Here is a 12683-nt window from a genome sequence, read left to right as displayed (position 1 = left end):
GAGCTGGCAGTGTCCTTAATAACGTTACTCCATAGGCGATTAGAGGCTTAATTCATCGTCAGGCGCTAGTGGGAGTTTTATAAATATGCACATCTTAAAAGTGCCAAAATTATCGATTATAAAGTCTGCAAATAGGGTCTGTATGAAAATAAATGTGCCAGCCGTATCGTTCGGGGAATATGACCTGATCTGAGTCAGCAGGTCATGAGAGTTAAAGGAGGACTTGGTAAAGATTGGGTTGAAAAATAGAGCTAAAAAAGCGGGGCACGGTTACAATTTTGTCAGACTCACTCCAAGGAAATTTGCAATGAAAGGCTATGACTATTTAGTCGCTTCCAAACATAAATTTGTGCGACTAGTTGTTGTTGCCAATTTGACATGGATGCAAGGCTGCGTTTCTCCATCGGCACTGGATCACGCTGTCATAGCCTATGACCAGTCGACCTCCGAAATCCTATCTGAACTGCTCTTGCTTAACATTGCCCGTGCCCATCAGCATCAGCCCTTACATTTCACGGGCGTATCAAATATCGCCGCCACATTTAATTTTCAGTTCAATGCGGGGGCTACGCCAGCCGTGACCGGTCCAACCGGCTCATTGATAACGCCAATATTCGGCGGAACGGTCTCCGAAAATCCTACGATCAGCATCGTACCGATGGAAGGCGAAGAATTTACCAAACGCTTGTTAACGCCTTTTCAGGAAAGCAAACTGACGATGTTGTTGCGACAAGGCGCCGACGTCGATCTTATCCTGCGATTACTGGCTGGCGAATTACGTATTGAAAACGATCATCAAGATAAGGTTTATAACAACAAGCCGTCCGATAAAGACGGCTACAAGTTGTTCCGGCAAGTCGTGTCCCACATTTCATCTATTCAAGATCGAAATGCTTTATTCGTAGAGCCGTTGCTGTTTGATTCTAATTGGGATTTTTCAACAGAATCCCTGTCGCCGGAGCGACAGGTTGAACTACTAAAGGAATTCAAAGTTGACTATAACGCTGACAAGCATCATTTGACGCTAAGTAAACGGGTTACCGGGCATATTATCCTGACAAACTATGATCCACAGTCGCTGAGCAACGAGGAGCGTATCAAACTCAACGAAGAAGCCGATAATGGTGCCAGCAATGATGTGATGGTTGATATTCGCCCTGGCTATCCGGGTGGTGAAGTGCCATTACATGGTTTTTTCCGGTTGCGCAGTTTTTATAATATCGTGAATTTTATTGGCCGCGACATCAGCGACGAACCTGAATTTAACGTAGATAAAGATCCTCGATCACCCTTCGTCAGCGAAAACCCGATCCATACCCTGGAAGTTTTGGCATTGGAAAGTGAGCCAGATGATGTGGATATGAGCATAACGTACGGAGGATTACACTATGCCGTTAAGCCAGAAGAAGGTTATCAATGGAATCGGGAGAGCTTTCGCTTGCTACATCAGATATTCCAAATGACCATGACTGAATTATCACAACAGGGTGCGCCAGAGATTACTATCTCGAAATAACCGCCAGTGGATAAAAGCCAAAGTGGGCTTAGCCCATCCCAATTGAAGTCCCCCTCCGCTTAAATGCCTACAGGGTCCGTGACCGTCTACTGCTGTAGTGGAACCGGACAATCGTTTGTCAGACGCCGAATGTCGCTTGTGGGTCGAAAAGAGCCGGCCAGACCTTCTGTTTCATCGCCCGAAAGCAGTCGCTTCCACAATACAACACCCACCAAGCAATGCCTTAATCACCTGACATTCCCAATATGGCTTTGTACCGCGAGTCTTTATCGGAATGTACATAAATCGAGGTAGTGGAGATGTTTTTGTGGCCGAGATTGTCTCGCACTATTTCCAGCGGAACCCCTTTGTAAACGGCGTGGCTACCATGCGTATGGCGTAGCCAATGGGTACTGGCCCGGCGGATTTTGTCCGCCGCGACGGGGTCGGTTGGACCGATATCGTCCGCAGCGGCTTCAAAAAAGGCCTTGAGCTTTTGGTACAGCGCCGATTCGCTGAGGAAAACGGCGCTTTGCGCGTCGTCAGGCGCATCCCTTAAGCGATTGCGTAATTTGCCGACAATCGGGGTGTTCGGCGCAGCATAACCAATTGGTTTGAGTTGCCGGTCTCGCAAATGAGCATTGATTTCGTCAATCAGCTGCGGAGCAATCGGGACCTGGCGATGCACCTTACCTTTACCGACGACATTTAACCACCATTGGTCGCCGTCGTAACCGGTGAGGCGTTCCAGATCGCCAATTCTCGCTTTGGTCAATTCGTGAAGACGTAAACCGGTTAAGTAAGCGAAGCGCAGAATGAACAAGGTTCGCCGGTGATCGGCCCGCTTATTGTCCGGGGTAGCGGAGTTGTTGGCTTGCCGTTCGGCAAAGCCAATCAAATAGTCCCAGAGTGGGGGCGACAGTAATCGATCGGTGCCCTGGCGCCGCCCGTAGCCGCGCTTGCTTAAGCCGGCGAAGGGGTTGCTGTCCAAATAGCGCTGGCCTACCAGCCAGTCGCAGCAGGCACTGAGAATGATTTCGGCTTGGCGAGCACTACTGGGTTTCAGCGGACCTTTGAACGGTTTCCATTGCGGTGACCAACGTTGTCCAGAGGGACCGATCCAACGCTCGGCCGGCTGCGGGTCTTCGAGGAAACGGCGAAATTCGGCGCAATCCGGCGTGGTCAGCGACGATATCGCCTTGCCGCGCTCAAAGATCGCCCACAACAAAAACCGCTCTATTTCCTTCCGGTAGGTGCGATGGGTTGGGGTTCCGGCGTCGTATAAGGACAACCAGGCCAAAATCGCCTCGAAATCGTTGCCGGCGTCCAATAGACACCTAGCGACCGGAGCGCGGTTTGAGCCGGATTGCCCGCTCAGATGCTCGGGTGGTCTGAATCGTTCGATGGGGGCGATATCGGACGAACCCACTGTTACCGGGGGGCGTGCCGGGGGTTTTCTAGCCAAATCCAGCCTGAGGCCCAATACCTCCGCATAATCGGCAAAAAAAGCCTGAATCTCGGTGGCGGATGTTTGGCCCAAGCGCGGGATTTGCGACCACCAGCGCTGGCCATGTCGGTTGATGAAATCCGCCAACTGGGTCAGGCTGTGAATGTTTTCGGTTTGCGCTAAGCGCGCCGCGGCCGCGGCTGGCAGCCAACGGCTACAGGCTTCATTCGGTTGTGGCAATGGCGCCGGTTTGCTTTTCAGGCGATCCAAAGACTTCAAGGCTTTGTCAATCCACTCGGCACTGCCGGTGCACGGCTGTTGCCAAATGGCTGCATCGGCTGTCAAATTCAACAGCTCGGCTTTGCGCGCGAGGGTGCGGGACAGGGCCATGACCGTGCGACGGGTCTCAGCGGTACCGGCGTCATCCAAGTACGCCTCACCGAGCACTGGCCAGGATAAGCCTTGTATCCATCCCCGTAGTAATCCGAGTTCGTTGGGGGTCATCCGGCCGCCTTATCGGGGGTATTCTGGGCCGGCCGGCGTTGCTTTCTGACCAATTCGTGTAATCGTTGGCATTTGTCCTTCTCGGCCTGAAGCTCCGCTTCCCGAGCAGCTAGTTGTGCGCGTAAGGTGGCCAGATCGGCTTCCCACTTGAGTTGGTGTTCATGTCGATCGCTGAGTTGTTGCATCAATTGGGTAATCCGCGCCTGAGCCGTGGCCAGTTCGAGTCTAAAATCCTCCAGCTCGCGTCCAAGTGCGGTAATGGTCCGCGCATGTTCCTGACGCGCGGCGTTCTTTTCTTCCTCAATGCGAGCCAAATGCCAATTGTGTTGCTGATCGAAGCGATTCGACCAGGCTGATTCCTGTGCCTGCAGTGCCGCTTTGGACGCCGATAAACTGCCTTCCGCTCTGGACAACGCTTCTCGGGTGCTCGCCAATTCGGCGTTGGTGTGGCTGAGCGATTGGCGTGCCTCTGCCAGCGCAGTCGCCAATTCGGCATTCGTGTGCCGAAGTTCCTCGTTGTGTTGGCTCAGTTGCGATCGCTCGGTGTCCCATTGGGTTTGTTGGTCTACTAGCTGCTGTTGCAATTGGACAATCAGCGCTTGGTCGTTACGGGCGTTTTCTTCGAGTTGTTGTCGCTGTTCGTCAAACTGTTTACTGGCTTCCTTCAGGGCCAGTTGCCAGAGCGAAACGGCTGTATCCAACATTACGGCCGGCATATCCGGCCTCTCGAAGGTTTCTTTGTGCTTGTTGGCGAAATGCAGTGTCCAGTCTTTGATGGCTCGGCTGATCACGGTCGGACTATTCACACCGATTCGATCCCGAATCGCGTCGATGGTCGGAAAGCGGCCGTCTTCCCTTAACACGGTATCGCAGCATTCGTAAGCGAGGGCATAGGTATCGGTTCTATTAGACATGGATGAAATCATAATTCACAGATGATTCATCTTCGCACGAAATTCACGGCATGCAACAGGGACCGGCACGCCAATCTAACCTTCTCGTTGGTCCGTTTCAGATGGAGGGGTGGCAATATGCAGAAGCTGACCCGCTGGCAAAGTGCATTTCAGAGGCATTTAGCCAGCGGGTTTGAATTTTCAAATACGCTAGCATGGCAGCCTTTCAATTTAGTAAAGGAAGGTGAGCCATGGCCGAAACCCAATCCGGATCCGGAACAGACCTCTATAGTCGCCCCAGCTTTACGCAGTCGCTGGTGCTCAACAGCGAATATAGCAAACGCGTCCATCAACGCTACTTCAAGCCCGTCGTGTCCGCGCTGTACATGATCGACACGATTTTATACATCATCGGCGAAAAGGACCATATCGATCAGGTACAAGAGGCGGTGTCCGGGTTGATCGATGCGTGTACTCAAGATCTGCTGAGAGAAATCGAGCGGCTGGAGAAATTGAGAGACGATAACGGTGTTTCCGGAACGCCCAAATACAGTAATCCCGGTCGGTACGATATCGAAATTGTCTCGCCTCAGGTGTCGCAGTTCGTCTCGTTGATGCTGAAAATGGACGACGCCATGAAATTGGTCGACACCCTTTGGCTAAGCAACATCATCCCGAACGACAAGCGCGCGGACACCGAGCGTCAATGGCAACTGCGGATTCAGAAACTGGCCCGCCGGATCATTAGCCTCCGCGGTAGCGCTTACAGAGAAGCACGTGCCCGCGGCAAGACGACCGAAGTCGAAACCGCTACACAAGCCTTGATTGACAAAGGTGTCGACCTCGATACCGACGATGGGAAAGATCTAGCGGATATCGAGACAGATGGCGAGGAAGAGACAGAGGCTGTGGCGCCGAAATCGACGCGGCGGTACGGCTAACTTTTAAGCTTTCGTGGCAGGGATGACGTGCAGGTGAATTTCAGAGGCATTTAGCCAGCGGGTTTGAATTCCGGTTTTTGATATAACGGTTCGCGCTAACGTTCAAGGAGGTAGCTGGCTTCCCTAAATAATCAGCATATCTAACGACTCCCGGCGACGGGCAGTCAATTTAAACCCTAAACGGGGGAATTCTCCGTTTAGGGGGAGTCCTCCGTCTAATTTAGGAGGATCTCATGAAAATGCGCAAAGACACAGCGGTGCAGGTTCATCCCAGCGTCGAACAGTTCGATATCTTCGTGATCGATTGGGACGCACTGCCTCAATTCACGGAATCGGAATTCGACGAGCTGCGTTACCGTTTGTTGCTGGCGATGTTGAGTTCGCTGAAAGACTTACGGGTCTGCGACGAACAAAAGGCGGATGCCTTGGAATGGTTGATAAGTGACGACACGTCGCCGTTTTCGTTTCGAGTCTGCTGCGAGTCGGAAGGTGTCGATTTTGAAGTAATGCGTGATCTGATTTTGGATCACTTGAGAATGTAATTTACCGAATCGCATCCCATGTTTCATGGGATGCACCTTATTCCTGGCGGCCTCTGGGGTGGGTTTTATGAGTCAAGCGGAACATGGCGGGCATTCTCCTTCATTGGAAGGGATTGAATCCAACCGTACCGACGTGCAGAGGCCGTTCGCGATCATTCATGTCAAACCCCACATCTGTAATCCGGGTTCCCATCATCCGGATATGTCGTGCCGCGCCTGTGGCACTGGCAGCTATGCCGAAGACGCTGCTTCACCCTCTGACAAAACAGACAAACCATGAGCCATTATCGATTAGACGGTATCGAATTCACCGAAGCTCACGAGGAGTTTCAAAACATATTGGCCCGAGCGTACGCCAATAAGCAACGGCCGATGTGCTTGTGCATGGCGGACGGCGTCGAACTGTATATTGCCTATGCCCATGAACGATATTGGCTGAAACGGATGCCCAATTCCGGCGAACGCCATCATCCGGGCTGCGAATCCTACGAACCGCCGGCCGAATTGTCCGGCTTGGGCCAGGTGTACGGATCGGCCATCAAAGAAAATCTCGATACCGGCGTTACCCAATTGAAGTTCGACTTTCGTCTGGCTCCGGGGAAAAGCCGAACGCCGGCCCTAGCATCCGAAACCGATGAAGCGGCCAAGCCGACCAGCATTAAAGCGTCCGAAGCAAAACTCGGCCTGCGCGGTTTGCTGCATTATCTCTGGGAGCAAAGCGGTTGGCAGCGCTGGACGCCAGCGACCGAGTCACGGCGCAATTGGCATGGGTTGCGCAAAGCCCTGTTGGGGGCCTGCGCCGGAAAAGTCGCCAAAGCCATGCCACTGGATGAAATCGTGTTCATTCCGGAAACGTTCATCCTCGAAAGAAAGGATGAAATCAGCGCCAGAACGGCGAAGTCCTTGGCTTGCTCGGACAACCAAAATCGCTTTCGGATGTTAATTGGCGAACTCAAGGAGATCAAGCCGGCCCGCTTCGGACATAAGCTGGTTATCAAGCATCTGCCGGAGCACCCGTTTTATCTAAACGACCAGACCTATAAGCGCATGGTTAAGCAGTTCGATGCGGAATTGCTTTTGTGGCGAGGGATCGAATCCAGCCACTTGATTGTTATTGCGACTTTTTCGATTAACCAAGCCGGCTACGCGGAGTTGGACAACCTCAGCTTGATGAATGTCTCGTCGCAATGGATTCCGTTCGAAACTGCCGAGGAATTGGCGCTAATCGAGTATTTGGTGGCGGAGGGCCGCTCGTTCAGCAAATGTTTGCGCTACAACCTGGCCAGAACGAAACCGTTAGCGTCGGCGGTACTGGTCGATATCAGAATGCCCTTGGCACTTTATATTGCCCGAGAAGGCGCCGGGGATGAATCAGCGGATGGAATCGATGGTTTGATCGCCGAAAGCCAGACGGCGTCGTACATCTGGGATCCAAAACAACCGGGTTTACCGTTCGAACCACAACAGGGGAAACCTCAAATCGCCTATGCCGCAACTGTATAACCTTCAATCCACAACGACTTTAGGAATTGAGGCCTAATTGGTCATGAACACAGTCAATTTAGTCGCGATTCTTACGCTTTATCGTCTAGCCGACGACGGTCTATGGCATGGCTGCGGTGCGCACAGCTCGATTCGGATTACCACAGGCGTGAAAGAGTTTGTCGAGGCCGCCGGACAGACTGAACTATTGGCTTGGGTGGTGTCGGTTTTGCCGCCGCTTTCAAATTGTTATCCGTGGCTCAGGATCGAATTAACTAGCAGCGCCGGACAGGCGTTGTTATCGGTGACCGACGAAAAGGGTAAGCGGGTGACCGAGGATTCCTTGTCGTGGCCCGACCAACAGGTCGGACGTTGGATATTCTACTGGACGGACAGGGTATTACTGTTGTCCGGCGAATATTGAATAAATCCATAAGTCATTAAAAGACAAGCCATCGGCGTTTGCCGAGGCATTTAGATCTTACTCTCTTTATCTAATCTCGGTCGCTTTCATCTTATTCGGACATCAGGTTGCGAGTGTTGTGATCTGAATACTATTCGCCGGCCCCGCTTTCACAATGCATATCCGTTGATTTTTGGTGTTGCATATTCAAAAAGCCATGTAACAGTTATTTCGTGATTCGAATATTGCCTATTCGAATAAACCATACCAATAATCCAAATAATGATGGAGCTTATCGATGGCCGCGAATAAAAAAAGTACCATTCAATTTAAAAGTATGCCGATCAATTTAATATCAATCCAAGATGAGTTTAATCCCAGGGTTTATTTTAGTGATGGTGAAATGCAAGAACTAATCGCATCAATTAAATCCGAAGGAGTTCTGCAACCAATCGTTGTTAGGCCTCAACCGGACAACAAAACCTATTGGGTCGTGGCCGGCGAGCGCCGCTATCGCGCCGCCGTTGCGGCAGGACTGTCCGAAATTCCGGCCGTTGTGCGTCACCTGGACGATAAACAGGCGCGGCTGGTGGCTACCATTGAAAACACCCAGCGAGCCGATATGAGTCCAGGCGAAGAAGCGATCGCGGCCCGAAATGTACTCAGCGACTGCGACGGTGATAGAGCGGAAGCATTGCGGTTACTAGGGTGGTCTGCCAAGAAGTTCGAGGCGAGGCTGCTGTTGTTACATGCCTCGACAGAGGTCTTGAATGCCCTGACAGCGAGAGCTATTCGGCTGGGTCACGCTGAATTGCTATGCCAGCTACCGTCCGATTTTCAAAATGCCACGCTGGAGAAATTAATCGAGCACCAGTATTCGGTTCCTGAATTGAAAGCGCGATTGAGTCGATTTGCCAGACCGTTGGAAAGCGCGATTTTCGATCGGACCGAGTGTGCGTCCTGCCATCACAATTCGTATTTGCAAGCGAACTTGTTCGACGAGCATGTTGAAAGCGGCCTATGCGCCAACCCCGATTGTTTCAACCAAAAAACCCAGGATGCCGTCGAAGCCCGGAAGTGCGATTTGCACGACCGGTACGCGGCGGTGTTTCTCGATACCGAAAAGCCGCCGCAGAGCTTTGTGGTCGTGATACAAACGGGGCAAAACGGCGTGGGCAAAACGCAATTCGAAAAGGGGTGTAGTCAGTGTCGACATTTTGGAGCCCTTCTTTCGACCAATCCCAATTCGCTGGGGAAAGTCAGCGAAGACTGTTGTTTTGACCTGGATTGCCACGGCCAAAAAGTGCGGGGATATCAAGCAAGCTTATCGAATCCGGGTTCATCCACGATGACCGGGAATACAGTCACAGCGACGGGTGCCGATGCGAAGAAGGGCGCCAACCCCGGCCGAGCCGATTCGGCTCATAAGCCATCGGACGGAACCAGCGGCGCCACACCGGGTAAAGTGCTCGAACACATCGAAGGCTTTTTCCGAGATACCGGCGCCAAATACATTGTCCAACATCGGCACGGTAAACTGTTGGTCAACAGTTATGCATTATACCGGCTAGTGCAAACTACCTTTCCCAAAGAGGCCTTACCGATTGCCGCCGGAACGAAACAAGCGAGTTGGCCAATGTTCGGCACCCTGCGCGACTTTGTCGACGCATTCGGCTATCTCAGTATTGAAGAAATGATGGCCTTCAACGAGAGGATGCTGACGCATTTGCTGGGACAGCATGAACGTATCAACACCACCATGAGCAAAGCTTGGGCGATGGGTTCCGCCGGGGTTTGCAAGTTCATGGATATTGCGCTCCAGGACGAGTTTATCGTAACCCGCGAGTTTCTGAGCGCTTTCACCAAATCGGGGATGGAGGGTTTGTTACGGGAAGCGATCAATGGAAAAGGGGTGGCTTTTGTCACCTATTACGAGGGTATCAACGAGAAAAACACCTTCGCCAACCTGATGAAAAAGAAAAATGGCGAAATTTTGGACGAGGTCTTTGGCTGTGGCTATGACTTTGCCGGATTCGTCCCGGCTTGCGTTATCCAATTTATGGGAGAGGATAAACCCGTCTCCGATCCGAACTCAACGCACACAGCCGCTACGACCAGCAGCGCGTTAGCTTTGTCGGCGACCAACAGCATCCCTGAGTCGGGTTGGTTCGATGACGATGACGACGAGCGCATCGCCAATCAAGACTACACACTAGACCCTGAATTAGAGGTTTAACCATGTTTGCACAGTTCGAAACAATTTTAGGCGATGGCGAAAGAATCGATTTTTCCATCTGCCGCCAAGGCAATCGTTTAACGGTGTTGATTCAACCCTGCTTCAACGGGCCTGACCCCGGCATTGACGACCCGCAATTGCAACAGGTCAGAGCGGCACTTTCGATGCCACTTTGCGTCACCGATATGGCCGCGAATCTGGACCGGGATTTTCCGGCCTGTTTAATGCAGTACGTGGACGTGGTGTCGGACGGTAAGAGTGTATTTGCTGAGTCCATGTCTCGCATTAGAGAGGCCGCAAAAACAGCCAATAGTCTCACAACGGCATCGACCGCGAACGAGAAGGCCGCGCAAATGCCAAAAAAAGCCGAGGACGACGACAACGACACGGCGCCGGTCGGCGCCAATCTTCCCACCGATAGCAAAAGCTTATTTTGAGGTCAGCCAATATGTCCGGCGCCATTGTGACAAGACCCACGCGTGTATTCAAAATGGGTGCGATCAGGCTGGCCGATCCGGCCCCGAATTTGCCGCCCATCGATGCCGTCAAACTCTACGAAAAAGCCTATCCGCATTTAGCGAATGCGGTGCTGGGCGAGCCGCAACTGATCGGCGATGAATTGCACTTTCCGATTAAAACCCATGAAGTCAAAACCAAAGGATAGTACGGGTAATCTTGCCCTATTACAGCAGTGGGCGAGTGGTTTGCCCACTACCGATGACAGCGACAACGGCCTAATGGATTCAAGCGTATGTGTTCTGTTCCTGCTTTCGAGAACGATCAAATTGAAGCGAACGGCGTTAACCCATGTCCCCGCGCAAACCTTGCCCTTGATTTGAATGTATTGTTTAAGGAAGTGCGCCTGGACTTCGACCTGCAGTTGTTGGTTGGCGGGATTGTCGAACAGCAAGCGATCCAGTTATTCCGGCAGAACAGAGCAGTGTTCAGCACCGCGATACTGTTAGCTTATGAAATGGGCTTGGTAACGCCAGCCGAAATTGACGAGCACTTCGCCGGCGGATCACAGGCGCTTACCGGGCTGTACCGGGAAAGTTTAAAGCGGATTGACGCCAAGTTGAATGCGGTCGCGCAAGCGATCGTCGGCGAGGATGACGACGATTTTGAAGTGATCGCCTTCGAGTTCCGAGTCAGGGAAGAATACGGCCGTAACGAGGCCGGCCCACAGCCTGTGGATTTGGTGATGGCCCTGAATCCGCGATTCACGCAGTTGGATTTAATCGAAGTCGATCGGGCGTTGGCGAAGGTGGTTATTGGCTGTATTCGCTATATCCAAGATTTCGGCGAAATCGGCATCTGTGCCTGCGATATCCAGCGGACGGGGATTGGCTTTTTCCTTGAAGACGAGCTGAGCGAATTGAAAGCCGAAATCAATGGCGGCAATAACGCCAGTGATCGGGAACTCGCCGAGTTGTTTCTAGAACGAGGCCAGTATCCCTTCAGCGAATTCACCGATGATGCGGATTATCTGGAAGAGCGCATCGAATTACTGCGGCGAATCATTAACAATGACCCGGAGAAACTCTTCGGCGACATTCCGGATTTGAAAGGTATTCGAGCGTTTCATCGCTTACACAAGCAGCAGGACGCTTATGTCACCAGCCCCTGGTGGCCGTTTATCGAAGAAAGCCTCGCGTTTATTCGGTTCGTTGAAAAAATAAAAAAGAACCATCACCCCGAATTCACGATATTTGACTCCACCGGGTCTTTTTATAGCGATTGCGGCATTGGGGTGGGTCATGCTATCGGCTTTGGCTTTGACTGGGAAGAAACACTCGCTGCCGAACTGTACGAAGACATTGCCAATGCCGGTGAAACGCCCATGAGTTCAATCGCGTTGAACCCTATTGCGTTAAACCAGACCGCTGACAAACTGATGATACTGGCTAAAGCGAGAGGGTTAATTCGGTTGGCCGAAATGATTCAAATAAACCAGCAAGGTGACGATGACTGAATTTTTTGCACACTGTGTCGAACCGTCGGCCAGAATTAGCCCGATGACCGCCATTCTCGTTCACGAACTGAAACATATAGGGACTGGGGCGAGCGGCGTTAGCGGTAGCAGACTAATTTCATCCGCGCATGAGTTTTTCGAGGGCGATGACGGTAAGCTGGTCGTGGGCGCCGGCAAGCTAATGGGGCGTGACGATCTGGAAAACTTGCTCCGGGAAATCCTGAATAGATCGCTGCGAAAAGCGACGCTATTGCCAACGGCGGTGGTCTCGATCAGCAGCACGCATATCGCATGGACGACCCCGGCCGCAGTTCGCCCCATGATATTCAAGCCGGTAGGATTGAAGCCGCAAACGCTGACGGTGCCTTGGCCGCGTTTACTGATGGTGGCTAACAGCAACAGTCATTTCTCGGTTGCGGCATTAGCGAGCAACCGGAGGATTACGGCGCATACGAAGCTCTACCACGCGCCCTTGATGAACGTTAATCAGGTTGGCAGAGTGTGTACTGGCAGTGCGCCATTGCCGGATTATTGCGATGCCGAGCAATTAACGGCCTGGGAAGCGGTAATGTTCGAAAGCGCATTCACCCATGTCAATCATCCGCATAGCCTGAAAGTCGGCCATCAAGCAGACGCCGTCGAAACCAAAGACTGTTTCAAATTCTGGGCCGATCTGGCCACGCAAAACACAGTGCGATTTCCAAACAGCGCATTAAACCCGTTAAAAATGTCCGTTACAGACTTTATCAGCAGACACGCATAGGCAGA

At 52.1% G+C, this 12683-nt stretch carries 12 protein-coding genes; 10 read left to right on the top strand and 2 right to left on the bottom strand.

The window, feature by feature from the left end:
* The first annotated feature begins 307 nt into the window (after nt 1-307).
* Nucleotides 308-1516, top strand: a complete 1209-nt coding sequence (locus C2U68_RS07290; protein ID WP_260839252.1) for a hypothetical protein — start codon at nt 308-310, stop codon at nt 1514-1516.
* Nucleotides 1517-1739: 223 nt separating this feature from the next.
* Here the strand turns inward: C2U68_RS07290 and C2U68_RS07285 are convergent, their stop codons facing one another.
* On the bottom strand, nt 1740-3446 hold the full coding sequence (locus C2U68_RS07285; RefSeq protein ID WP_140911849.1) for a phage integrase family protein: 1707 nt from the start codon (nt 3444-3446) through the stop codon (nt 1740-1742).
* Entirely contained in the window at nt 3443-4360 is a 918-nt protein-coding gene (locus C2U68_RS07280) for a DNA-binding protein (RefSeq protein WP_186289529.1), read from the bottom strand. Before C2U68_RS07280 ends, C2U68_RS07285 begins: the two co-directional genes overlap by 4 nt.
* Before the next feature lie 230 nt (nt 4361-4590).
* Between C2U68_RS07280 and C2U68_RS07275 the strand changes: the two genes are divergently transcribed.
* The 9 genes from C2U68_RS07275 to C2U68_RS07235 all read left to right on the top strand — a co-directional run bounded on the left by C2U68_RS07275 (nt 4591) and on the right by C2U68_RS07235 (nt 12678).
* Nucleotides 4591-5280 carry a hypothetical protein gene (locus C2U68_RS07275; protein ID WP_140911845.1) on the top strand — a complete coding sequence of 230 codons (690 nt, stop codon included), beginning with the start codon at nt 4591-4593 and terminating at the stop codon, nt 5278-5280.
* 233 nt (nt 5281-5513) lie between these two features.
* Nucleotides 5514-5822 (top strand): hypothetical protein, encoded by a 309-nt coding sequence (locus C2U68_RS07270; RefSeq protein WP_140911844.1) that lies wholly within the window; start codon nt 5514-5516, stop codon nt 5820-5822.
* Nucleotides 5823-6098: 276 nt separating this feature from the next.
* Complete coding sequence (locus tag C2U68_RS07265) at nt 6099-7325, top strand: DUF1173 domain-containing protein (protein WP_140911843.1); 1227 nt, start codon at nt 6099-6101, stop codon at nt 7323-7325.
* A 148-nt stretch (nt 7326-7473) separates the two neighbouring features.
* Nucleotides 7474-7728, top strand: a complete 255-nt coding sequence (locus C2U68_RS07260) for a hypothetical protein (RefSeq protein WP_186289528.1) — start codon at nt 7474-7476, stop codon at nt 7726-7728.
* Nucleotides 7729-8005: 277 nt separating this feature from the next.
* Entirely contained in the window at nt 8006-9943 is a 1938-nt protein-coding gene (locus C2U68_RS07255; protein WP_140911841.1) for a PRTRC system ParB family protein, read from the top strand.
* Between the two features lie 2 nt (nt 9944-9945).
* Nucleotides 9946-10380, top strand: a complete 435-nt coding sequence (locus tag C2U68_RS07250) for a hypothetical protein (RefSeq protein WP_054758370.1) — start codon at nt 9946-9948, stop codon at nt 10378-10380.
* Nucleotides 10381-10406: 26 nt separating this feature from the next.
* Nucleotides 10407-10607: a PRTRC system protein C gene (locus C2U68_RS07245; RefSeq protein ID WP_186289527.1), complete on the top strand. Its 201-nt coding sequence runs from the start codon at nt 10407-10409 to the stop codon at nt 10605-10607.
* A gap of 87 nt (nt 10608-10694) precedes the next feature.
* The gene (locus C2U68_RS07240; RefSeq protein WP_140911839.1) at nt 10695-11915 is read left to right on the top strand and encodes a hypothetical protein; all 1221 of its coding nucleotides are present in this window, start codon (nt 10695-10697) and stop codon (nt 11913-11915) included.
* The gene (locus tag C2U68_RS07235) at nt 11908-12678 is read left to right on the top strand and encodes a PRTRC system protein B (RefSeq protein ID WP_064023661.1); all 771 of its coding nucleotides are present in this window, start codon (nt 11908-11910) and stop codon (nt 12676-12678) included. The genes C2U68_RS07240 and C2U68_RS07235 overlap by 8 nt, the downstream gene beginning before the upstream one ends.
* Nucleotides 12679-12683: the final 5 nt, after the last annotated feature.

The sequence above is a fragment of the Methylomonas koyamae genome, from assembly GCF_006483455.1.
GTDB lineage: Bacteria > Pseudomonadota > Gammaproteobacteria > Methylococcales > Methylomonadaceae > Methylomonas > Methylomonas koyamae_B.
This window is presented reverse-complemented; position numbering and strand designations above follow the sequence as displayed.

What these genes read in the sequence shown, in the direction of transcription:
- C2U68_RS07280 (WP_186289529.1), bottom strand. Translation starts at nt 4,360, where the DNA reads ATGTCTAATAGAACCGATACCTATGCCCTCGCTTACGAATGCTGCGAT.
- C2U68_RS07290 (WP_260839252.1), top strand. Translation starts at nt 308, where the DNA reads ATGAAAGGCTATGACTATTTAGTCGCTTCCAAACATAAATTTGTGCGA.
- C2U68_RS07285 (WP_140911849.1), bottom strand. Translation starts at nt 3,446, where the DNA reads ATGACCCCCAACGAACTCGGATTACTACGGGGATGGATACAAGGCTTA.
- C2U68_RS07270 (WP_140911844.1), top strand. Translation starts at nt 5,514, where the DNA reads ATGAAAATGCGCAAAGACACAGCGGTGCAGGTTCATCCCAGCGTCGAA.
- C2U68_RS07275 (WP_140911845.1), top strand. Translation starts at nt 4,591, where the DNA reads ATGGCCGAAACCCAATCCGGATCCGGAACAGACCTCTATAGTCGCCCC.
- C2U68_RS07240 (WP_140911839.1), top strand. Translation starts at nt 10,695, where the DNA reads ATGTGTTCTGTTCCTGCTTTCGAGAACGATCAAATTGAAGCGAACGGC.
- C2U68_RS07250 (WP_054758370.1), top strand. Translation starts at nt 9,946, where the DNA reads ATGTTTGCACAGTTCGAAACAATTTTAGGCGATGGCGAAAGAATCGAT.
- C2U68_RS07265 (WP_140911843.1), top strand. Translation starts at nt 6,099, where the DNA reads ATGAGCCATTATCGATTAGACGGTATCGAATTCACCGAAGCTCACGAG.
- C2U68_RS07235 (WP_064023661.1), top strand. Translation starts at nt 11,908, where the DNA reads ATGACTGAATTTTTTGCACACTGTGTCGAACCGTCGGCCAGAATTAGC.
- C2U68_RS07255 (WP_140911841.1), top strand. Translation starts at nt 8,006, where the DNA reads ATGGCCGCGAATAAAAAAAGTACCATTCAATTTAAAAGTATGCCGATC.